The organism is Pseudoalteromonas sp. 2CM39R (assembly GCF_023161845.1).
In genome coordinates, this window is record NZ_JALNTM010000014.1 from 205,632 (window position 1) to 228,348 (window position 22,717).

Below are 22,717 nucleotides of genomic sequence, written 5' to 3' on the forward strand. Positions count from 1 at the left end.
GGCTAAATAGCCGCTTATTAACTAAAAAACGCCTGCCTTATTCAAAAAATAATGGGGCACGTTGTTTTTTACCAACTTCGTTCATCGTTGCTGCGTCGAACAAGCGGCCGTTGATCATGGTGTAATCAATTTTGTCTGAATCGCGGATGTTTTTCAGTGGGTCGCCATCTATAACCATTAAATCTGCCAGTTTACCGACTTCTAATGAGCCTACGTTTTTATCTAAACCTAGGTATTTAGCAGGATCGAGCGTTGATGCTCGAATAGCCTCAAGCGGCGTCATACCACCTTGAGCAAACATCCACATTTCCCAGTGCGCACCTAAACCTTCACGCTGACCATGTGCACCTAAATTAACCAGTACACCTAAATCTTGTAGTTCAGCTGCCACACGTGCATTGTTAAAGTGGTTATAGTGATGATCGGGCGCTTTAACACGACGCATTGAACGTGGTAATAATTGATTTTTTGGCACAAACTTGCTCAATCGAGGATGATTCCACACATCAGTTTTATCGTACCAGTAGTTTTCCCCCCAAATACCGCCATAGGCAACCACCAATGTAGGCGTATAACCTACATCACTTTGTGACCACAACTGCTTAATATCATCATAAATATGTTCAACCGGAATGGAATGCTCAATCCCTGTATGCCCATCAACCACCATACTCAAGTTATGTTGTAATAATGAGCCCCCTTCTGGCACGACCATCATTTCAAGTTCACGACCAGCCTCAATCACTTGCTGACGCTGCTCTCTGCGAGGTTGGTTATAAGACTTAACACTAAACGCCCCTACTTTTTTCAAGCGTTCTAAATGAAATTTAGCATCATCTAATGAATCAATATGCGAAGTATAACCAGGCATATTCGCGCCATATAAAATAGTACCAGTAGAAAAAATACGCGGGCCGACAATCATACCGGCTTTTTGCATTTCACTGGCAGTGAATATTTCAGTGGTGTCGTTTGATGGATCGTGGATGGTGGTAACACCTAGCGCAAGGCCTGCAAAGTTTTTCCAATTTTGTTGTGGGATAATTTCATCGCTTGCTTGTGAGCCATGCGCATGCGCATCAACCATACCAGGCATAATTGTTTTGCCTGTTACATCAACAATCTCAGCATTTTTTGGAATGCTAATATCTGCAGCAGAGCCAATAGCTTTAATATGTTTACCATCGGTAACAATAACGCCATTTTCAATGACTTTTTCGCCGTCCATGGTAATAATTTTTGCGCCAGTTAAGGCAATCATGCCTTCTGGTTCAGCCATTTTTTTGCTAAAACCAATGTTAGTCCCGCTTTTGACTTTAACCCCTTGGTCATCGGCTTTATTAATAGCAAACATTCCCTCTAAACTGGCATGGTATAGCTCAGGGCCAAGTGTCCAATAGAGTTTATTGCTGTTGGCACTCCAGCTAATATTTTCACCAGCACGAACAGATAATTGCTCAATTGGAAATTGGCTGTCTTTAGGCCCAATATTAATGGTCTTACCACGCTCAACAAACGGTGTTACAAACACTTTAAAGCGCTCTGCAAATGCTAAGTACTCACCATCAGGCGATACCCTAAATTCAGTGGCATGCTCTGATTCATAGAGTTTGCGCACTTTTTTACTTTCAAGCTCAACCACACTTAACGTTGGTTTAGGCCATGGGCTCATAATATAAACACGGTCATTGGCACTACCAAACTGCGGTTGATAACCACTTTTAGAAATTAGTTCACTCTTACCGCCTTTAGCACTGACACTGTAAACCCCAGGGTGCAGTGACCATTTAGGATTTAAAATACTGCCACCACTGGCTTTACGATAAACTACAGTTTTGCCATCAGGGCTAAAGGTAGGCTCTACATATTTACCCGGTTCATCGGTAATCGTATCGCCGCGACCACTTCGTGCAGAGACAACGCGCACTGTGCCTTGTTCGTTATCGTCCCACGTGGTGTAGACAATTTTTTTACCATCACGCGAGTACTGTGGAAATAACTCATAATGATCGGTTTGCTTGGTTAAACGTTTGATTTTTCCTGAGTCTAAATCGCGTTTATAAATATGACCCAGTGCTTCAAACAATGCCGTTTCACCATCTGGGCTAATTTGTACATTTCGCAGCATTTTTACATCAAATTCTTCAGTATCGATATTTTGAGTAAAGCGCACCGCTTTTTGAATTTTTTTCGTGGTGTCTATTTTGAATGCAATATCGCTGACAGATTTATCATCGACATTGAGTTTATGAATGGTGCCACCAGCCCAAAATACTAACTCTTCATTATCTGGTGTCCACGCAATTGTTGGGTATACCCCATGAATAGCCCATGTTTCTTGCATATCGCGCTCTAGCTTGTCATATAGCTTGGTATGCTCACCGCTGGTTAAATCGTATAAGTACAAGCTAGTTTGAAAGTCATCACGCTTTACATAGGCAAGTTTTTTACCATCAGGTGACGGAGTTGGTCTGATTGCCCCACCCATACCACTAATAATCGTTTCTATTTCACCGGTTTCACGATCATAGCGCTTAATTTTATAAATACCCGCAACCGAATCTTTTGAGTAATGAAAGGTTTTACCTGGGGTGGCATCATGAGAAAAATAAACATAACGGCCATCAGGTGAAAACATCGGCTCACCTAAATCTTTTTGATCGTTTTCACGTTTAGTCAGTTGTACCCCTTTACCACCCGCTTTGTGATAAAGCCAAACTTCACCCGCGCCCAAAGAACGACTGGCGGTAAAGTGCTTACGTGCAACTAAATAATCGCCATCAGGGCTCCATGCCGGGCTATTAAGTAAACGAAACGTTTCGTCCGTTACTGCAGTTTGATTCTCGCCATTAACGTCCATAACCCAAATATTATCACCGCCCCCCTGATCTGAGGTAAATGCGATATGTTTACCATCTGGGCTAAAACGCGGCTGCATTTGCCATGCGATATCTGAGGTTATTTGAGTGGCTTTACCACCACTCATTGGCATAGTGTAAATATCGCCCAGTAAGTCAAATACTAAGGTTTCTCCATCAGGGCTTATATCTACATTCATCCATGTGCCTTGCTCTACACTAATAGAAGCATCTACAAATTGCCCTTTTGGTGAATCAACTTGCCATTTTTTTTCATCTGTTTGCTCTGCGTGTACTTGACCCAATGCCAATGAAACTGATAACGCAAGCGCTGTTTGCAGCATTTTCTTCATGCTTATCTCACTTATTATTGTTGCTGTGTGTTGCTCTATTACATGATTGCAACAAAAACGCTAGCAAGTTACCAGCGTAATAGGATGAAGTGCATAAAATTAATGCCAAACAATAGGATCAAATTGATAAAAATCTACCAGCAAACGGTAAATTTCAGGGTCATCGCGGCGTAAATCTGCGGGTTTTTCTAAGAACGTTTCGGTGATCACCGCAAAAAATTCTGCCTCATTTGTGGCTCCGTAGCTATGAATAACATGCGGCATGTTATAAGCAACGTGTGTTTTTAACTGCGAAAACGCTCGGCTAAATACCTTGCCCCATTGTTGATAGTGAGTCTGTGATGTAAGTAATGGCGTGCCGGTGGTTTTACCGGTCTCTTGATCAAGTTGATGCGCAAACTCATGAAACACTAAATTATGCCCGTCACTGGGTAAGCGGTTACCCTCAAGCACATCATGCCAGCTCAGCACCAGTGTGCCTCCTGGCCATGACTCACCTTGCCTTACGGTATTATGAAAACTAACAAGTCCTGCGTTATCGCGACTTGATTGAGGCGCATAATAGACGCTGGGATAGAGTAAAATTTCCTTCACGTTTTTATACAAAGGCCAAGGTTTATTTAGTACCAGCAGGCAAGCATCGGCGGCAATAATGAGTTTCATTGCTTCAGTTAGTTGCAACCCATCACAGCCAACAAAGCGCTTTTCATTTAAAAACCACACAATATGACGAGCCAACTTGGCTCGATCTGCATCAGTCATTTTGTTATAAATTGGCATAGCCCGCAGCAACAGCGCATGCTGTTGTGGGCTTAATGATAAATGACTGTATTTACGGCGCCACAGAGTATTTTGAATATCAGGCCAACGCCAAAAAATAACGACAAACGCAAAAAGTAAGAAAATCAATAATCCGTTTACCATTTAATAGCCCTATAATTATCTATACAGTATTAATTGGTCCATAAAACTAGAATTCAATTATTTAGCACTAAATAAAAAGCCACACATCTGTTAGAGCGTGGCCTTTTCTTTAACAAGTGAACTGTTTATTTATATCATTCTAGCGATACAAAGGCTGCCATGCACATGTACGATAGCCATATCGTTCAAAATAGAAACGATTACAGTTGGTGTCATAATTACTTGAGCCAACATCAATGCGATGCTCACTTATATATTTATTATGCAGAGAAACCTGTTGCCCATTATACAATAAAGTAAAGTGGACATGAGGACCTGATGATTGGCCGCCCTCACACAATGCTTGATTATAATTATTTGCATAGCGACCTAACCATGCACCAGGTTGAACATAATCACCACTGCTATATTGAAGGTTTGACATGTGGTAGTAGTTGGTTGAATAGCCACTGGCGTGTGTTACTCGAATATTGCAGGAAGAAAAGCGAGTTACCGTTCCGCCATGCGCAGCTTGAACAAAAGGAGTATTAGCGCCCCAGCCACCAGAGCCATTGTTAAAATCAAGTGATGAGTATGGGTAGCCAGAACCTGTATTTGAGTGAGCGCCACCACTGTACCAATAGCCAGACGGCCACGGTAAATTCATTTCAAAACTAGCGGCTAAAAGTTGTTTTTCATTATTTTGATCTACACTATTCAATGAACGTTGCAATTGACTAGTGTTACTAGGAAATACACGGTCAAACGTAGCTAAAAACTCAGTCAAAGTCTGTTGATTATTTTTAGAGTTTGATGCCAGTCTATCGCTATCTGCAAACAGACTTACTAGAGCCGCAGTTGCAGCTGTGCTACTCGTAGTTTGGGTTGCCTGATTGCGTTTTTTTAACTTATCTTGTGACTCTTGCCACTGCTTATATGCATAAAAGCGTTGACTTAATTTCATCACTACGTCTTTTACTTGCGCATCAAAACCACGCTTGTCTGTTATACCAGCTAAAGGGTTCTCAATATCAGCATTTGGGTTTGAAAGTAAGCCACTTTGTTGCTCTATCAGCGCTAAAATTACTTTTGGATTAATACTGGTATAACCTGCCCAGTGTAAAATGAGCTCTTTTTTATCTTCAATTGCTGACGCATGCAAAGAAAAAAAGTTATCCCAATCTTCGTTTAATAATGAGTCATTAAACACAAATTGCGTATCATCAATAGTCAGTAAAGAGTTAAGCTTGAGTGATGCTAAAGACTGTTTAGTAAACAAAAAGTCATCATGCTTATCGCCTTCTGCTAATACCACGGGTGAGGCCCCTAGAAGACTTGCGAATGTAATATTAATTATCTTGTTTTTCATCTTATATTCCTTAAGTAAAAAGCAAAAAAACCCCTAATGGGTACACAAGGTATAGCACCCAAATTAAAATAAAGTTAATTAATATTACTTATGCTTACATATAATTACTTAATGAATTCACTTAACCTACACAAATAATAAAGAAGTTGAAATTATCTATATGATAAAAGCTGTCGGAAAAAACGATTTAACGCATTAAAGCAGCTCTTTTTAGGAAGTTATGCACTCAACCCTATTTCGGCCATTGTTTTTTGCCTTGTATAAAGCTTGATCAGCACGAGATAATAACCGATCGTAATCATCGACATTATCTGAGTCAGAAACACCAAAGCTCACGGTTACACTAAGCCCCTGGGCAATAGACGAAAAATCATTATTTTCAATTTCTTTGCGTAATTGTTCACATAATTGCTGTGCTTGCACAGTATTCATGTCAGGAAATACAAATGTGAATTCTTCACCGCCCCAACGAGCCACTTCTTGCTCGCCTTCACAATGCGCTTTAAGGATATTGGCGACTTCACATATAACCTGATCGCCAATCAAATGAGACCAACCATCATTAATGCGTTTAAAGTGGTCAATATCCATAATGGCAATCGCAAGCGGAGTATTACGCGCTTTAAAATCTGTAAAGTTGTCGGCCAGCCAACCATCAAATGCCCGGCGATTCGGTAAGTCGGTGAGCTGATCATGGGTAGCTTGATAAGCAAAGGCACTTGCTTGCTCTTGCAGTGCTTGGGTTTGCTTCACCACTCGGCTAGTTAGCTCTTTTTCTACCTGCTTATAGCGATACAAGCGATAACGATATGCACTATATATGACAACCACAAAAATAAAAAACACCACTAGCTTAAAGCTGGTTTTTTGCCAAAAATGCGATTGAATTTCAAAATGAATCACTTTGTCATTTTGCTGCCAATCGGTATTAGGATAGGCAGAACGCACTGCAAATGAATATTTCCCCGCGGGTAAATTAGTATATTCAGCTGTTGCAATATGAAAACGATCCACCCATTCATCATTAAAGCCTTTCATTTTTGTTTGAAAGTTTAATCGCTGCGGCATAATAAAACTTAAACCCGCATAATGGAACGACAGCCGTGTAACTCCAGGTGGCAAAACAAGTGTGTCACCATCAACAGGCAATAACATGGGTTTACCATCTACAGAAAAACTTTCTACAATAGTTGGTAACGGTATCTCGGTGGCTTCTTTTAATCGCGCGGGTTTAACCGTACTCACCCCTTTTGCGGTGGCAAACCAAATAGTACCATCTGAATGCGCTGTAGCCGAAGGCGTTGACCCTCCATTGGCTTGCGCACTGAGCATGCCATCGCCCTCATCGTATAATTGAAAAGCTAGCGTCTGACTACCTTTTGTAGCTGAATCTAGTAGCTTATTAACTTGCTTATAATTAACTTCAATAATGCCACGGTTACTTGATAGCCAAAGTGAATCTTTAAAGGGCACAATTTGAAAAAGCTTATCAACCGGTAATCCTAACTCCCTCCCTAAAATAGTCATATGGCCATTTGAATGTTGATAACGCAATAAACCTCTATCGGTCGCCATCCAGGTATATTTATCGTCAATATAAAAGCCAAACGCATATTTAGCCGAAAACGCTTTAGGGAACTGAATTGGTTTAAATTTATCCGTTTGGGTATTGTAAACTACTACGCCATTGCCAGTGCCTATCCAAATATTAGCCCTCTTATCCTCACTCAAAGCTAGAATAAAGCCACTCGGTAACTCTTTCTCATTAGTAAATTGCACTAAACTGCCGTCGGTATTAACTCGCGTTAACCCCATGGCTGAGCCTATCCATAAACGATTTTTTGAATCAAAAAGTAACGAGCGTACTTCATTACTGCCAAGGCCAGTATCACGATTTAAGTAAGGTACAAGCTCGTTATTCACCACCTTTAACACACCTGAAGTATAAGTACCGACCCAAACATCACCTTGGCTTTGTTCAAGTAAGCTCAATACTGAATAAGGAGAGCCTTGTTTAGTCCCTTTAATTTGGGTAATTTTATTATTTTGCAGCCGATCTAAGCCTGTACTCCCGCCTATCCATAAACTGCCATCAGAATGTGAAAGTACCGTGCGTACGTAGTCGCTAGATAAGCCTCGCTTTTTTCCCCACGATGAAAACGGGGCTTCTCTTAATCTAAATACACCCGCGTTGGTACCTACCCAAATACTGTTTTCTCTGTCTTGCAATAATGACAATATGCGGTTTGCAGGTAAGCCATTTTTAGCATCTAATTGTTCTATGCCATCAACACTAAGCCTAAATACCCCTTTATTAATAGTGCCAAACCATAAATCACCATGGTTATCTTCTAATAAACTAGAAATCGACTCAGCACTAAGCTGTGGATGGGGTGACTCGAACACATTGCCATTTAATACTCGCGCACCTCTTTCACTACCAATAACAAGGCGTCCTTTACGGGTAATCAATAGAGTATATACAGGTGCATCTGGCAAACCATGATGTGGAGTCATCAATGTAGCTGTGTAGTTAACTATTTTATACAGCCCATCACTGGTTGCAGCCCATATAGTGCCCTGCTTATCTTCAATTATTCTATAAGCACTGACGTTTTGTATTATTGGGATATCTTGAGTGCTTTTGGCAGGTCGATAAAACACACCATCATTTTCAAGTGCCAACCACAAATCCTCGTTTTTACTCTTAAATACGTGATTAACCATTGCTTGGGCATTAGGTTGAGTGTCCCATTGTCGGTGCTGATATAAACTAATACCGCCGCGCGCTCCGGCTATGAGTAAGCCGCCATCGGAGGTGGGGGTAAGCGCACGTACGCCTGAGTCAGGCAAATCGGTAATTTCTGAGCGGGTAAATAGTTTAAATTCTTGACCGTTAAACCGGGCAAGCCCTTCCCAAGTACCTACCCATAAATAGCCATCTTGTGTTTGTGCAAGGCTATTAATGCTATTGTGAGGAAGGCCCGAACGGGTATTCCACGTTTCAAAAAAATAATCGCGCAACGGCAGCCGAGTCTGTTGCTGAGCATTAACAGTAAAAATCACCAACAAGAAACATAAAATCACCAAGCGATTCATCAGACACTGCCTTTATAATTATTAGTTTTTATATTTGAGTAAATTCAAGGTGAAAATTTAATTAGAAAACATCACCAACAAATAATAACATAAGATTTACAACTTTTTCATTAAGTATTATCACTCAAACTATCAAATGTATGTTGCAATCGTTGGATGAACTTAGCCACATGTAGTCCATCTAATAACGCATGATGGACATCAATTGATAGTGGCATTTCGCCTGTATCGGGGTTGTATTGACCAAACACAAATTTAGGGATGCCACAGCTTTGGCCCTGGGTAAACGCATGCGAAAAGCTGCTAAAGTTTAACCAAGGTAAAACAGAAACGTGAATTAAATCAGCTTGTCCTTCAGTTGCTGCAAAGGCATCAGAAAACAGCGGGTTTAACCTTGCTTCATGACTAATCGCTTTTGCTTTATTAGCAAACTCATTTAACGAGTTTTGCTGTTTAAAATAACTAAAGCGAAACGAGTCATCATCGGCAAGCTCAACAACACTCGCGCGCATGGTGTTTAAATAATAAGGTTTTTGATTAACAATACGCAGCATCATCGGCTCATACTCATGACATGCTTTTAATAAGCAATAAACATAACCATGAAAAAAAGCACGATTAGTTTGCTTACACACGGTATATAGCTTTTTAGCATTGAGTCTTACACACACATTAAAATAAGGCTGAGTGAAGTTTTGAAACAATTCAAAATGTTGTTTGCGCGGCCACTGATCAAAATCAATAGCCCGAAGAGATAAATCGGCAGAGGACATAAATTATACACAGAGCAAAAGTAAAATTTTACCTCGCTTTGCCTATATTCGCATTAACTAAAATGATGCTTTGGGTGTAGTTATACCAAAGTCTTATATAGGCATAAAAAAAGGAGCGATATTCGCTCCTTAGTTGAACTAAATAAAAACTTAAAGTCCGTTTTCAATAATTTCTTGAGCAAGCTCATCAGCAATTAAATGCGTTGATTTTTGTTCTTTTTCACTACGGGTAAAGATTTCGCTTAATGTATCGAAAATTTTCTCTACGTGTTTATTAGACGCCTCTTTACTGTAACCTTCAGGCGCTGTTTCGTAATACACGTTAATAATACCGCCTGCATTTATTACATAATCTGGTGCGTATAAAATACCTTTTTCACGTATAATTTCACCATGGCGTGATTCTGCAAGCTGATTATTTGCACATCCTGCTATTATAGTTGCTTTTAAACGAGGGATCGTTGTGTCATTAATAGTGGCACCTAACGCACAAGGCGCATACACATCAACATCTAAGTCGTATATTTCATCAATACCAACCGCTGTTGCACCAAAATCGTTGACTACACGCTCTACCGCTGCTTGGTTAATATCGGTAACAAATAATTCTGCACCAGCTTCAGCCAAGTGCTTACATAATCCATAAGCCACCGCACCTAAACCTTGCACAGCCACTTTAATGCCTGAAAAATCTTGAATGCCGCGCTGGTGATGAAGCGCTGCTTTCATACCTAAAAACGTGCCGTAAGCTGTAAATGGCGATGGGTTACCACTTTTGCCTTCAAGGCCTAGCACGTAATTTGTTTCTTTGTTCATTAACGCCACATCATCACACGTGATATTTACGTCTTCTGCTGAGTAGTAGCTGCCATTTAAACGCTCTAATTGACGACCAAATGCACGAAACAACTGTTCAGACTTGATCTCTTTTGCATTGCCAATAATAACTGACTTACCACCACCAAATGGCAAGCGTGCCACAGCATTTTTATAGGTCATCCCTTTTGATAAGCGCAATACATCGTAAACTGCATCCTCATCGTTGGCATAATCCCACATTCTACAACCGCCTACAGCTGGACCTAAGTTTGTGTTATGTACCGCAATAATGGCTTTTAAACCAGACGCTTTGTCTGAACAAAAAACCACTTGTTCATGGTTATCAAATTCAACTTGATTAAATACAACCACTTTAAATACTCCGAAAATAATGGGCCCTTTTGGGCAAGCACGCTACAAATTGACGAGACTTTATCACTTCAGTTGATGGTTCGCCACACTATGAGTAGATAAACCAAATAAACCGCACTCAATAGAAAAATAAAACGGTTTATCGCGATAAATAAGCATAAAAAATTCAATAATAATTATATTATTAAGTATAAAAGCTAAAAACGTCATCGCGATTAAAGTTTACGCTTACGTGAACGTCACTTTGAATTTATATGTAAACTTAATAGTACATCTTGAAAAAGAACACTACATGATAAAATACAATGGGTTATATAATATCTGTCTGCGCAGCATGAACTGGTCTGAGGTGTTTAAGTATCTGCAAATTTTAAAATTAAAAAAACGAGCACGGGGTGCTCGCTTTTATGATTGCTGTTTATACAGAAAACTTACTTCATTTTACTGTCTAGTTCTTCAATTTTTGCTTTCCAAATTGCAGGACCTTGGGTGTGAGCATTTTCACCTTCGCTGTCAACGGCTACCGTTACTGGCATATCTTCTACTTCAAATTCGTAGATAGCTTCCATACCTAAATCTTCAAAGGCAACAACACGTGCTTTTTTAATTGCTTTAGATACTAGATAAGCCGCACCGCCTACAGCCATTAAATACACTGACTGATGCTTTTTAATAGACTCAACCGTTGCAGGGCCACGTTCAGCTTTACCAATCATTCCCACGATGCCTGTTTTTTCTAACATCATGTCAGTAAATTTGTCCATACGAGTAGCCGTTGTCGGGCCTGCAGGACCTACTGCTTCATCGCCTACTGCATCCACAGGACCAACGTAGTAAATAAACTTGTTATCAAAATCAACACCTTCAGGTAAACCTTCCCCTGAGTTGATCATATCTTGCAGACGCTTATGAGCAGCATCTCGACCCGTTAAAATAGTACCTGAGAGTAAAACGGTTTCACCCATTTTCCATTCTTTAGTGTCTTCTTTAGTCAGGGTATCTAAATTAACACGGCGTGTGCCCTCACCGACTTCGAAAGTCACTTCTGGCCAGTCTTCTAATTTAGGTGCTTTTAAATTCGCAGGGCCTGAACCATCAAGCGTAAAGTGAACGTGGCGCGTAGCAGCACAATTTGGGATCATAACCACTGGCTTTGAAGCCGCGTGAGTTGGCGCCGTTTTAATTTTAATATCAACAACCGTGGTTAAACCGCCAAGACCTTGCGCACCAATACCTAATTTATTCGCACGTTCAAAAATTTCTAAACGCAGCTTTTCTTCTGTTGTTTCTGCGCCGCGCTCAATGAGTTCATGAATATCAACCGGATCCATTAATGATTCTTTCGCCATTACCGCTGCTTTTTCTGCAGTGCCACCAATACCTATGCCTAGCATACCTGGTGGACACCAACCCGCCCCCATTGTTGGTAACGTTTTTTCTACCCACTCGGCCACATCGTCAGATGGGTTTAACATCACCATTTTACTTTTGTTTTCTGAGCCACCACCCTTAGCAGCCACCATCACTTCAACTTTATCGCCTGCAACTAAGTCAATGTGTACCACTGATGGCGTATTATCTTTAGTATTTTTACGTGTTCCCGCAGGGTCGGCAACAATCGATGCACGCAATGGGTTATCTGGATTTAAGTACGCACGACGCGTCCCCTCATCAACCATTTGTTGTACTGTTAAGTCGGTTTTATCCCAATTAACATCCATACCTACTTTTACGAAACAGGTGATGATCCCAGTATCCTGGCACAGCGGACGCTTACCTTCTGCCGACATACGCGAGTTAATTAAGATTTGTGCAATCGCATCTTTAGCGGCTTTGCTTTGCTCTTTGTTATACGCTTTTTCTAGCGCTTGAACAAAATCAAGAGGGTGGTAAAACGAGATATATTGCAGAGCATCTTCAATGCTATCAATAAAGTCTTGCTGACGAATTGTACTCATAGTGGTTCCTTAAGTTGTTGTTACGCACGCTGCACGTAAGCGATATCAAACCCGTGACGGTGGTTCGAACTGTTTTCAACCACAGCGCTCACTAAACGCTGCCAAATAAATTTGACTTATGATACCCTCCCAGCCCGTTTCGAGCCAGTTCTTAAAGGGATAGTAAATGCTAAACAATAAAAAAAATTGTGTTGAATTAGCCATATCACAAAATTGTATAGAGGTATTTTCGCATTTTGCTCATTTGCCCTACGCCATTTTGCTAGATTCAGGTGATAGCGATCACATTAACAGTCGTTTTGACATAATTGCTATTGAGCCTCAAAGCACTCTGGAAGTTAAAAATAATCAAACCGTTTTTAATAACCAAGTGAGTGCTAAAAGCTGCTTTGAAATAATGAACGTTGAATTAGCTAAGCTCGATACAACAAAAGCCGCCCACAATTTACCCTTTAACGGTGGCTGGCTTGGTTATTTTGGTTATGACTTAGGGCGTACTATAGAGCAACTACCAAGCAATGCTCTTAACGACATTGATTTACCGCAAATGGCCGTTGGACTTTATCTTGATGCACTCATTTACGATAAACAACTGGATACTTGGTTTTATGTTTCACAGCCCAATGTAAATCGTCTCTCGCTGTATCAGCAATATTTAATGCAACCACCTAAACATGAAAGCTTTTCGCTTACATCACAGTGGCAGTCAAATATGAGTCAGACAAGTTATAGCGAAAAATTTGCCGCGATTGAAGAATACTTAAAAAGTGGTGATTGTTATCAAATTAACCTAGCGCAGCGTTTTAGCGCACATTACCAAGGGTCTCCTTGGGCGGCCTATGTTAAATTAACGCAGGCCAATAAAGCGCCTTTTTCTAGTTTTATAAATCATCCGCAAGGCGCTATTTTATCAATATCACCCGAGCGTTTTATTGCAGTGCACGACAACAAGGTAGAAACAAAACCTATTAAAGGCACGCTACCACGTAAAGCCGATGCTTTAGAAGATGCCAAACAAGCCACATTACTGGCAAACTCCAGTAAAGACCGCGCTGAAAATGTTATGATAGTAGACCTGCTACGAAATGATTTAGGTAAAGTCGCAAAACCGGGCTCTGTTGTTGTACCTTCTTTATTTGCTATTGAAAGCTTTCCGGCAGTACACCATTTGGTAAGTACAGTTACATCCATCCTTGATGAAGGAAAAACAGCAGTCGATCAACTTGAAGCTGCATTCCCTGGAGGGTCTATTACCGGGGCACCAAAAGTGCGCGCAATGGAAATAATAGAAGAGCTGGAGCCACACAGACGCAGTATTTATTGTGGCTCTATTGGCTATATTAGCGCCTGCGGTAATATGGATACCAGTATTACCATTCGAACTTTAGTTACTCATCATCAGCAAATACATTGTTGGGCTGGCGGTGGCATTGTTGCTGATTCAAAAGTCGAATTGGAATATCAAGAAACTTACGATAAAGTAAATAAAATACTTCCTATATTAAATGAAGGTCGCTTTGAATAGTGAAACCATTTCGGCTCGTTTTCAATTAAACCGCAGTTTAGCCGTGGATCAGCTCAAAGATAATAAAAAAAAGCGCGCAAGCGCAGTAATGCTGCCATTGATTGATATAGATAACGAAGCACATATTTTATTGTGTAAGCGACCAACCTACCTTCATCACCACCCTGGGGAGATTTGTTTACCGGGCGGTAAATTTGAAATTAATGATGTTAACCTTCGCACCACCGCACTGCGTGAATTACATGAAGAGCTTAATATTGCCCCGCAAAATGTCCATGTGTTAGGTCAGTTACCTGAATATTCAACCCTGACCGGATTTACTATACGCCCCTTTGTAGGCTTAATTAAAAAAGAAACAGTGTGGGAAAACGACCACAACGAAGTGCAAGCTAGCTTTTTACTCTCTATAAAAGCGCTGAATAACGCGGCTAACTGGCAACCATTGCCATTTGAACGAGGTGGAAAAATCATTACCTTAAATGGCTTTATCACCCCACATGGGCTTTTGTGGGGAGCCACAGCCAGCATTATTAAAAACTTTACAAAACAACTCGCCATACCAGTTTAAATCTTTACTAATAAGGGTTACACACCTGCGTTTCCACGTTATTATAGTCGACCGTTCAAAGAACAGCTTAATGCTGAGAAAACTAAGTAGAGACACACATTATGATCAGTGCATTTGATATGTTTAGCATTGGTATTGGCCCTTCATCGTCACATACCGTTGGCCCAATGCGTGCATCACGCTTATTTGTTAATGACCTAAACGAACAACAACTATTAGCAAATGTGACCGATGTAAAAGTAGAGCTTTACGGCTCGCTTGGCCAAACAGGTGTTGGCCACGGCTCTGGTAAAGCAGTGATACTTGGCTTAGCAGGGTATGATCCTGAAACCATTGATGCCGATTTAGTGGACGATATTTTAGCAAAAATAGAAAATGAGCAGGTTATTTATCTAAACCAAACTCATAAAGCTAAATTCCCTAAACAAGGCGCTATTGTTTTTCATCGCAGAAAGACACTCCCTAAACATTCCAACGCAATGGAAATTATTGCCTATAACAATGGCGAAAAAGTATATAGCAAAGTTTACTACTCTATTGGTGGCGGATTTATTGTTACGGATGAAGAGTTTGAAAAAGAAAAACAAGCGGCCTTAGATATTCGCGAAGAAAACCCTGCCCCGTTCCCGTTTGGAACGGCTAAAGAATTACTCGAAATGTGTAAAGAGTCGGGTTACAGCGTATCAACGTTAATGATGAAAAACGAAAAAACCTTACGCAGTGAAGAAGCCATAAAAGATGAATTATTTAATATTTGGCAAGTAATGAAAGCCTGTATTGAACGTGGTATGCGTACCGAAGGTATTTTACCTGGTGGTTTGAAAGTAAAACGCCGTGCACCAAGCTTATATTTAAAGCTCAATGTAGAAGTGAGTAACGATCCACTTCGTGCTATGGATTGGGTTGATTTATTCGCATTAGCAGTGAATGAAGAAAATGCAGCAGGCGGTCGTGTGGTTACTGCACCAACAAATGGTGCAGCTGGTATCCTACCAGCCGTATTAATGTACTATCATACTTTTATCAAAGAAGTTGATCGCGACATTGCTACTCGGTATTTATTAACCGCGGCCGCTATTGGTATTTTATACAAAAAAAATGCCTCTATCTCAGGTGCTGAAGTGGGTTGCCAAGGTGAAGTTGGTGTTGCCTGTTCAATGGCTGCTGGTGCGCTGACTGAAATTGTTGGTGGTAACGTGGTACACGTAGAAAATGCCGCTGAAATTGGCATGGAACATAACTTAGGATTGACCTGCGACCCAGTGGGCGGCTTAGTGCAGGTACCTTGTATTGAGCGTAATGCAATGGGCGCTATTAAAGCAATTAATGCTTCTCGTCTTGCTATTCGCGGTAGTGGCGAACAAAAAGTATCGCTTGATAAAGTAATTAAAACCATGCTCGATACCGGTAACGATATGAAAACAAAATACAAAGAAACCGCTCGCGGTGGATTAGCTGTTAACATTATCGAGTGCTAATTAGAAAGCATAAAAAAAGCCGCTTAGTTGCAAAACTAAGCGGCTTTTTCATTACTGTTTATGGCGGTTATTTAACTGGCAATTCGATATCAGCAAATAATTTATCAACATCGTCTTGATTACGCAGCAAACTTGCTCGCTCTACTCGCTCTTTGGTTAAATGCGGTGCAAAACGTTCGATAAAGTCATACATGTAGGTACGTAAAAAGCTACCTTTTCTAAAACCAATCTTAGTGGTGCTTGCTTCAAATAAATGGCTAGCATCAATGCACACTAAGTCGTTGTCGTTTACCTGATCAATTGCCATAGATGCAACCACACCGACACCTAATCCCAGGCGCACATACGTTTTAATAACATCGGCATCGGTGGCGGTAAATACAATATGTGGCTCAAGCCCATAGGCGTTAAATGCTTTATCAAGTTCTGAGCGACCAGTAAAACCAAATACATAAGTGATCAAAGGATACTGCGCTATATCTGCCACCGTTAAGTTATCGACTTTTTTCGCAAGGGGGTGATCTTTAGCAACCACAATACTGCGATTCCAGTGATAACAAGGCAACATAACTAAATCTGAATATAAGTGCAGTGCTTCAGTAGCAATCGCAAAATCTGCATCACCGCGCGCAGCTGCATCCGATATTTGCTGCGGCGTACCTTGGTGCATATGCAGTGACACTGCTGGGTATTTTTGGGTAAAGCCTTGAATTACGCTTGGTAACGCATAACGTGCTTGGGTGTGCGTAGTCGCAATATTAAGTTTACCTTGATCGGGCAGCGTATGTTCATTAGCAACCGCTTTAATGCCCTCAACTTTTGAGAGTATTTCTCGCGATATGTTAATGATTTCTTCGCCAGCACCTGTAACGTGAGTTAAATGTTTACCACTACGGCCAAAAATTTGTACACCGAGCTCATCTTCTAACATACGTACTTGCTTAGAAATACCAGGCTGGGAGGTAAATAAACTCTCAGCGGTAGCTGAAACATTTAATTTATGATTTTGAACTTCTACGATATATCTAAGTTGTTGTAATTTCATGGCTATGTAGTTTCGTTATAATTCACATTGACAGACAAAAGCGCACCCTAATTAATAGGTAACTATATAAAGGCTGATTAAGGTTACACAATGTAACAATTAATTTATTGAAATTTCAGGTTAACACAATAAATAAAGTTGAGATAGCAATGATTATCAGCAAACAAAACATAACACATTAAGATTTAAACGCTTTATACATGGTGTTTTTTTTAGTTAATCGGCGCAAAGTTTCCCACCTTTTATATATTTAATGTAAGATTAGATAATAAGGTTAAGAATTTGAGAATTATAACATGATCGTTTCCATTATAATTGTATTAATTGTTGCGCTTATCGTCATTGCACTGTGGGTTAGTGCTGTTCAACAACATAAAGAAAAACAAGAAGCTGAACGACGTAAAGAGCTAACAAAACAAAAAGCTATCATTGAAGAAACTGAAGAGGCGTTAATGAATAGCGCTAATATCCCTCTTTCAGAAGCAACTCAGCGAATATTACAACGTCGTATTCATGATGCGCTAAGTAATATGGTGTCTATTTCAAGCGGTGGTAGCGGACTAAAAAACCGCTTAAAAGAAGCAAAAGAGCGACTACAAAATCCGATTCAAGACGGCTCGGATGGTTTTGTTTTGCCAGGTAATGACAAGCAACTGATATCACTAATACAGGGTATAAAAAAGCTCCGTACTATTATCCGTTCTGAGCACAACAAGGGGAAAGTTGACAGCCAAGCGTTTATTGCAGAAGACAAACGCCTTGAGAAGCTACAACTAAGAATCAACATTGAAAGCCAGATAAAACGTGGTCTAGCAGCTCAAACAGCCGGTATGGTAGGCTCTGCTAGGCAGTACTTTGAAAAAGCATCGACGACGCTAAACAGTGTGTCATTTAATGATGATTACATTACTGCAAAACGAGTTGAAGTTGAAGGCTATCTAGAAACAATAAGCACTGAATTAAAGGCATCAAACGCTACATCATTGAAGAAAAAGAACGAACAAGAGCAAGATGATTTAGACGTACTGTTTGCACCGAAAAAGAAATGGTAATTCATTACCTAATAAAAAGCCCATACAACTGTATGGGCTTTTTTATTACTGAAATTTAGTCACTATATAAATTTACATACCCAAACTAAATCTAGCTATTTAACAGAAGCATTAAGATAAAAATGCAAACTTAATAATAAACAGTGCCGTTAAAATCCAAACACTAATACTTACCTGATCTTTTTTACCACACAGTACTTTAACCGCTGTATAAGAAATAAAACCCAGTGCAATACCGTGTGCAATTGAAAAGGTCAATGGAGTCATTAACAATACAACACTCACTGGAATTGCATCGGTCATATCATCCCAGTTTACAAACTTTAAGTTTTGTAGCATTAGAACGGATACATATAAGATTGCCCCTGCTGTTGCGTATGCGGGTACCATTTGTGCCAAAGGTGCAAAAAACATCATTAATAAAAAGCAGCAACCTACAACTACAGCCGTTAAGCCCGTTCGGCCCCCCACTGATACTCCCGCTACAGATTCTATATAAGAAGTTGTTGTTGAAGTTCCCAGCATTGCACCGGCAATGGTTGCAGTGCTATCAGCGCTTAATGCGCGACCTAAGCGCGGCATATTGCCGTTTTTATCTGCTAGGCCCGCTTTTTGAGTAACCGCTACCAACGTACCTGAGGTATCAAATAAATCAACAAATAGAAACGCAAAAATAACACTCAACATAGACAGTTCAAAAGCAGCACTAAAATCAAGTTGCATAAAAGTTGGCATTATTGAAGGTGGCATTGCAACAACACCATGATATTCAACTAACCCCATCGACACTGCAATCGCGGTAACGAGTAAAATACTAATTAATACACCGCTTTTAAAATCGCGATAAAGTAATGCCGCAATAATAAAAAAACTAAAAATAGCTAATAGCGGACCCGGTGACGTTATATCGCCTAGCTGCACAAGTGTTGCTGGGCTTGATACAATAATACCTGCACTTTTCAGCGCAATAAGTGCCAAGAATGCACCAATACCGGTTGCTATTGCTTGTTTGAGCACCAGGGGGATTGCATTAATAATCCACTCTCGCACCTTAAATAAGCTTAATATTAAAAATATACACCCTGACATAAACACCGCGCCCAGCGCTGCTTGCCAGCTATAGCCCATACCTAGCACCACGCCATAGGTAAAAAATGCATTTAATCCCATACCCGGTGCCAATGCCAATGGATAATTGGCCCACAACCCCATAATAAAACACCCTATTGCAGCGGCAATACAGGTTGCAACAAAGGCAGCACCTTGGTCCATGCCTGCTTCTGCAAGCATAGCTGGGTTAACGAATACGATATAAACCATCGTAATAAATGTAGTCATACCGGCAATACATTCACGGCGAACCGAAGAATCATTTGCACGGATTTTGAATAAGGCTTCGAGCATAATAAACTTGTGGTTGTAAAAAGTGGCGAGATTTTAGCATAAAAATAACTTTTTACAGGACATTTTACCTTGCTATATACTAAACTAGCTAAGTGATTAAAATAACAAACGAAGTAGCATGATCAAAACGACACCAAGTGGCCAAGACTTAGAGCAACAATTAGACAACATTCTTTCTTTTGTAACGCAACCAAGCGATGCAAATCCCCCTGCGAGCTCTAAAAACACCGATCAAGACACATTAAATAAAGCTCTTTATTACCTTAAAAATGAACAATGCGCCTTAGCCGCAAAATGGATGCGTTTAGCAGCAATGGCAGGAAACTATCGTGCACAGTTTTACTTAGGGCTATTTTTCATTAAAGGCCAAGGTGTGCCACAAAGTGTATTTCATGGGGCTGCGTGGCTCAGCTTAGCTAGTAGCCAAGGATATGAGCCAGCAATAGAGGCAATGAGCGATATACGCAAACACATTAGTACCAAACGACTTAAAGACGCCCAGTGTTATGCCGCCAGCTTATATGAACAAATTCATCAGTTACAATTTTCACATTTGATCCCTATAAGTCACGAAAAATAGTTTTACTACCTAGTAACTCATTCTATCTGTAAATTGATTAAGCGTTTTATAAGTTAAATGCAACAACGCTTAATTTTTAAACTACTGTATACCTCATGCATTTCAAGATTTATTTAGTTATAGATTAAAAAGCTACCGTCAAAAGTATTCATCCTAAAAAATTATAATCTATTGTTATATATGAACTATTTATTTTTAAATAGTTTCATTATCGTGCTCAGCTGAATAACTGTACAAAAAAATAGCAAAAAACACTTGCACCAAACAACTGTATAAACTACTGTATACATGTACTGTATAAAAACCCAGTGAGTGAGACGATTATGTTACAGCCTATTACCGTAAGAACAGTTAAGAGCTACCAACAAGATGACCAATCTGATTGTGTTAACGTTGTACAAATTGAAGATGAGATTTCAGCGACGTTTGAATTATTAAAAGTATTACACCAATACAATAGCTTAAATGCATGGACACTTTTAATTGCGCCAGACCATGTACCTAGTAAAGCGTTACTTGATTCATGTTCAATTGATACCAGTAAATTATTAGTTATACGCCAAAAACATTTAGTTAATATAGAGTATGTTTTAAGTTCTGCACTTCACAATGGAAATTTTGCAGCGGTGATCACCTGGACCGACATAATAAATAATCAGCAACTATCACAGTTATCATTAAACCTGAGCCATACACGCACTAAGCTGTATTGCTTTAGCAAAAAAAGCGCTCAAGCTGAGATTTCACTAACGCAATAAGCTTGGTAAACTAGCGTTTTAATACACAGTACATTTATTATGACCTCTAACGCACTACTATGTTTTTGTGGCAGTCAGCAACTTTATGCTGATTGCTGTGAACCTTTTCATTTAAAAACCAAACAGCCACAAACACCTGAGCAACTTATGCGTGCTCGCTACAGTGCATATGCGGTTAAAAACGCGGCTTTTGTTCGTGAAAGTTACGCAAAAGAAAAGCAAGCTGAAAACTCACTATCAGAAATTAAGGACTTTGCAACTAGTTGCCGCTTTATAAACTTAACCGTATTAGATTCTGGTTATAATGATGAAACAGGGTTTGTAAAGTTTAAAGCCCATTACTTTTATCAAGACTTGTATTGCGAGCTGGCTGAGCATTCAAGATTTATTAAAGAAGATGAACAGTGGCGATACCTTGATGGTGAGATCACACCGGTTGCTGATATCAAAGTGAAACGCAATGATACTTGTCCTTGCGGCAGTAATAAAAAGTATAAAAAGTGTCATAGTGTATAAGTAACAACCACAAAAAATGGGCCACTTGGCCCATTTTCAAAAACTACACTAAACGCAACTTAGCGCTTTATTCGTCATCATCTTCATCGAAGTCTTGACGCTGTGCAGGTCTTGCTAAAATCTCTAAGTAGAAAGAGGTTAAACCTTGCTTTTCAATTTCACTGATGTGATTGTTAATTTCAGCAACGTGAACCACTTGGGCCTCTTCAGCCGTGTTACCAAACTTACAATCAAATGCCCAGTAGTCGGCATCAACAGGTAAAGTTTTATTACGTTCTCTTTTCAAATATTTTTTCACTTCATGCTTTGCAGCATCAACCATACGAGGGTATTTGATTTTCTCATGATTCAGCGTGAATGTTTTCTTCATTACGTTCCTAATTACCTTGGTTTAATGATAATGGCATTTAATGTCATACCATTTGCGCCATTATAGCAATTGCATTTAAATTTTGGATGCTTTTTTTATATTAAATCGGTTATTAAAATAAAGCACCTACAAAACCACTAATATAAACACAGTTTATTACAATCTAATGGCGTTTAAAAAACTGCATTTAATGTAATTTAATTAGGCACTAAACAAATGTAATGGCTGGTGGAGGGCTTCATTTTGTAAATCATCATAAAATGCTGCGGCATCCATTTGCATATTTGAGAGCGGCATATCACTGTTTTTAATTCGCCGACGAACCGCCAGTTCACAATTATCAATCACGTTAAGCGGAATATGATTTTTATCATCTCGAATATTTAACGGTTCAGGCTTTAAGCACTGAGTTAACTTAATATCACTCATCCCTATAGCGCTTCCCATTTTTGCTAAAAGTTCCGTGTTATTTTTGCCAATTAACATATTAAAGGTATCTGGCGCTAATGGCTGCTTTGGACCCGCACCAAATTGCTTTCTCAAGGTCTCTTCATCGGCTTGATAACCACTTGCATCACTTTTAGGTAAGTGAAACTCACTAAAATCAAGCGCATCATGAGAGAGCATTGCTAATAAAAGTGCAAACTCGCCTCGGCGGTTATCGTGCACACTTTCATTAAGCCTCGTTTTTAACTGGCTCTCCGTGATTAACAAACCACCAATCTGCATAGACTTTAGCCTATTTAACTAATTAATAAGTATTTATCGGCTAAATTTGAATTTTCTTTAGCTTTTTTCTTTACTTAAATAAGAAGTTTGCTATTATCTGCCGCGTTGCATTGGAGGGGTTCCCGAGCGGCCAAAGGGATCAGACTGTAAATCTGACGGCTCAGCCTTCGCTGGTTCGAATCCAGCTC

General features: G+C 39.8%; 18 protein-coding genes. 7 read left to right on the forward strand and 11 right to left on the reverse strand.

The genetic code is table 11. From position 1 onward, the window contains the following. Nucleotides 1–37: 37 nt before the first annotated feature. The 7 genes from MTF66_RS26950 to MTF66_RS26980 form a co-directional block, all read right to left on the reverse strand. Entirely contained in the window at nucleotides 38–3,211 is a 3,174-nt protein-coding gene (locus MTF66_RS26950) for an amidohydrolase family protein (protein WP_138622070.1), read from the reverse strand. A 99-nt stretch (nucleotides 3,212–3,310) separates the two neighbouring features. Then, a complete protein-coding gene (locus tag MTF66_RS26955; RefSeq protein WP_138622068.1) occupies nucleotides 3,311–4,135 on the reverse strand; it encodes a M90 family metallopeptidase in 825 nt (274 codons plus the stop codon). A gap of 139 nt (nucleotides 4,136–4,274) precedes the next feature. After that, complete coding sequence (locus MTF66_RS26960) at nucleotides 4,275–5,483, reverse strand: M23 family metallopeptidase (protein ID WP_054201132.1); 1,209 nt, start codon at nucleotides 5,481–5,483, stop codon at nucleotides 4,275–4,277. Nucleotides 5,484–5,693: 210 nt separating this feature from the next. Beyond that, nucleotides 5,694–8,582, reverse strand: coding sequence for a ligand-binding sensor domain-containing diguanylate cyclase (locus tag MTF66_RS26965; RefSeq protein ID WP_138622066.1), 2,889 nt, complete (start codon nucleotides 8,580–8,582; stop codon nucleotides 5,694–5,696). A gap of 110 nt (nucleotides 8,583–8,692) precedes the next feature. Continuing rightward, a complete protein-coding gene (locus tag MTF66_RS26970; protein WP_010388537.1) occupies nucleotides 8,693–9,355 on the reverse strand; it encodes a CatA-like O-acetyltransferase in 663 nt (220 codons plus the stop codon). Between the two features lie 150 nt (nucleotides 9,356–9,505). Then, a complete protein-coding gene (locus MTF66_RS26975; RefSeq protein WP_010388535.1) occupies nucleotides 9,506–10,546 on the reverse strand; it encodes a Glu/Leu/Phe/Val dehydrogenase in 1,041 nt (346 codons plus the stop codon). A 431-nt stretch (nucleotides 10,547–10,977) separates the two neighbouring features. After that, a complete protein-coding gene (locus tag MTF66_RS26980; protein WP_010388533.1) occupies nucleotides 10,978–12,504 on the reverse strand; it encodes a fumarate hydratase in 1,527 nt (508 codons plus the stop codon). A gap of 166 nt (nucleotides 12,505–12,670) precedes the next feature. Between MTF66_RS26980 and pabB the strand changes: the two genes are divergently transcribed. From pabB to MTF66_RS26995, 3 genes are all read left to right on the forward strand, one after another. Next, nucleotides 12,671–14,029 (forward strand): aminodeoxychorismate synthase component I, encoded by a 1,359-nt coding sequence (pabB, locus tag MTF66_RS26985; protein WP_138622064.1) that lies wholly within the window; start codon nucleotides 12,671–12,673, stop codon nucleotides 14,027–14,029. Then, a complete protein-coding gene (locus MTF66_RS26990) occupies nucleotides 14,022–14,597 on the forward strand; it encodes a CoA pyrophosphatase (RefSeq protein ID WP_138622062.1) in 576 nt (191 codons plus the stop codon). The genes pabB and MTF66_RS26990 overlap by 8 nt, the downstream gene beginning before the upstream one ends. Nucleotides 14,598–14,698: 101 nt before the next feature. Next, on the forward strand, nucleotides 14,699–16,075 hold the full coding sequence (locus MTF66_RS26995) for an L-serine ammonia-lyase (protein ID WP_138622060.1): 1,377 nt from the start codon (nucleotides 14,699–14,701) through the stop codon (nucleotides 16,073–16,075). 67 nt (nucleotides 16,076–16,142) lie between these two features. Here the strand turns inward: MTF66_RS26995 and cysB are convergent, their stop codons facing one another. Next, nucleotides 16,143–17,120, reverse strand: coding sequence for an HTH-type transcriptional regulator CysB (gene cysB / locus MTF66_RS27000; RefSeq protein ID WP_010388526.1), 978 nt, complete (start codon nucleotides 17,118–17,120; stop codon nucleotides 16,143–16,145). A 296-nt stretch (nucleotides 17,121–17,416) separates the two neighbouring features. On the opposite strand from cysB, the gene MTF66_RS27005 reads away from it, so the two are divergent. Then, on the forward strand, nucleotides 17,417–18,172 hold the full coding sequence (locus MTF66_RS27005; protein ID WP_075169051.1) for a hypothetical protein: 756 nt from the start codon (nucleotides 17,417–17,419) through the stop codon (nucleotides 18,170–18,172). 111 nt (nucleotides 18,173–18,283) lie between these two features. Here the strand turns inward: MTF66_RS27005 and MTF66_RS27010 are convergent, their stop codons facing one another. Beyond that, the gene (locus MTF66_RS27010; RefSeq protein WP_054201141.1) at nucleotides 18,284–19,576 is read right to left on the reverse strand and encodes an NCS2 family permease; all 1,293 of its coding nucleotides are present in this window, start codon (nucleotides 19,574–19,576) and stop codon (nucleotides 18,284–18,286) included. A 118-nt stretch (nucleotides 19,577–19,694) separates the two neighbouring features. Here MTF66_RS27010 and MTF66_RS27015 point away from each other — a divergent pair, with 118 nt between their 5' ends. From MTF66_RS27015 to MTF66_RS27025, 3 genes are all read left to right on the forward strand, one after another. Then, the gene (locus MTF66_RS27015; RefSeq protein WP_248529160.1) at nucleotides 19,695–20,156 is read left to right on the forward strand and encodes a tetratricopeptide repeat protein; all 462 of its coding nucleotides are present in this window, start codon (nucleotides 19,695–19,697) and stop codon (nucleotides 20,154–20,156) included. 323 nt (nucleotides 20,157–20,479) lie between these two features. Then, on the forward strand, nucleotides 20,480–20,914 hold the full coding sequence (locus MTF66_RS27020) for a SulA-like leucine-rich domain-containing protein (RefSeq protein WP_010388516.1): 435 nt from the start codon (nucleotides 20,480–20,482) through the stop codon (nucleotides 20,912–20,914). 39 nt (nucleotides 20,915–20,953) lie between these two features. Next, nucleotides 20,954–21,430, forward strand: coding sequence for a YchJ family protein (locus MTF66_RS27025; RefSeq protein WP_109874479.1), 477 nt, complete (start codon nucleotides 20,954–20,956; stop codon nucleotides 21,428–21,430). 67 nt (nucleotides 21,431–21,497) lie between these two features. On the opposite strand, the gene MTF66_RS27030 is transcribed toward MTF66_RS27025, so the two are convergent. Next, nucleotides 21,498–21,800: a DUF6172 family protein gene (locus tag MTF66_RS27030; protein ID WP_010388513.1), complete on the reverse strand. Its 303-nt coding sequence runs from the start codon at nucleotides 21,798–21,800 to the stop codon at nucleotides 21,498–21,500. 201 nt (nucleotides 21,801–22,001) lie between these two features. Further along, nucleotides 22,002–22,529 (reverse strand): VC2046/SO_2500 family protein, encoded by a 528-nt coding sequence (locus tag MTF66_RS27035; RefSeq protein WP_138622058.1) that lies wholly within the window; start codon nucleotides 22,527–22,529, stop codon nucleotides 22,002–22,004. Nucleotides 22,530–22,717: the final 188 nt, after the last annotated feature.

Bases quoted from the DNA above. Each gene is read 5' to 3' on its own strand.
- MTF66_RS26950 (WP_138622070.1), bottom strand. From the start codon at position 3,211: ATGAAGAAAATGCTGCAAACAGCGCTTGCGTTATCAGTTTCATTGGCA.
- MTF66_RS26955 (WP_138622068.1), bottom strand. From the start codon at position 4,135: ATGGTAAACGGATTATTGATTTTCTTACTTTTTGCGTTTGTCGTTATT.
- MTF66_RS26960 (WP_054201132.1), bottom strand. From the start codon at position 5,483: ATGAAAAACAAGATAATTAATATTACATTCGCAAGTCTTCTAGGGGCC.
- MTF66_RS26965 (WP_138622066.1), bottom strand. From the start codon at position 8,582: ATGAATCGCTTGGTGATTTTATGTTTCTTGTTGGTGATTTTTACTGTT.
- MTF66_RS26970 (WP_010388537.1), bottom strand. From the start codon at position 9,355: ATGTCCTCTGCCGATTTATCTCTTCGGGCTATTGATTTTGATCAGTGG.
- MTF66_RS26980 (WP_010388533.1), bottom strand. From the start codon at position 12,504: ATGAGTACAATTCGTCAGCAAGACTTTATTGATAGCATTGAAGATGCT.
- pabB (WP_138622064.1), top strand. From the start codon at position 12,671: ATGCTAAACAATAAAAAAAATTGTGTTGAATTAGCCATATCACAAAAT.
- MTF66_RS26995 (WP_138622060.1), top strand. From the start codon at position 14,699: ATGATCAGTGCATTTGATATGTTTAGCATTGGTATTGGCCCTTCATCG.
- cysB (WP_010388526.1), bottom strand. From the start codon at position 17,120: ATGAAATTACAACAACTTAGATATATCGTAGAAGTTCAAAATCATAAA.
- MTF66_RS27005 (WP_075169051.1), top strand. From the start codon at position 17,417: ATGATCGTTTCCATTATAATTGTATTAATTGTTGCGCTTATCGTCATT.
- MTF66_RS27010 (WP_054201141.1), bottom strand. From the start codon at position 19,576: ATGCTCGAAGCCTTATTCAAAATCCGTGCAAATGATTCTTCGGTTCGC.
- MTF66_RS27015 (WP_248529160.1), top strand. From the start codon at position 19,695: ATGATCAAAACGACACCAAGTGGCCAAGACTTAGAGCAACAATTAGAC.
- MTF66_RS27020 (WP_010388516.1), top strand. From the start codon at position 20,480: ATGTTACAGCCTATTACCGTAAGAACAGTTAAGAGCTACCAACAAGAT.
- MTF66_RS27025 (WP_109874479.1), top strand. From the start codon at position 20,954: ATGACCTCTAACGCACTACTATGTTTTTGTGGCAGTCAGCAACTTTAT.
- MTF66_RS27030 (WP_010388513.1), bottom strand. From the start codon at position 21,800: ATGAAGAAAACATTCACGCTGAATCATGAGAAAATCAAATACCCTCGT.
- MTF66_RS27035 (WP_138622058.1), bottom strand. From the start codon at position 22,529: ATGCAGATTGGTGGTTTGTTAATCACGGAGAGCCAGTTAAAAACGAGG.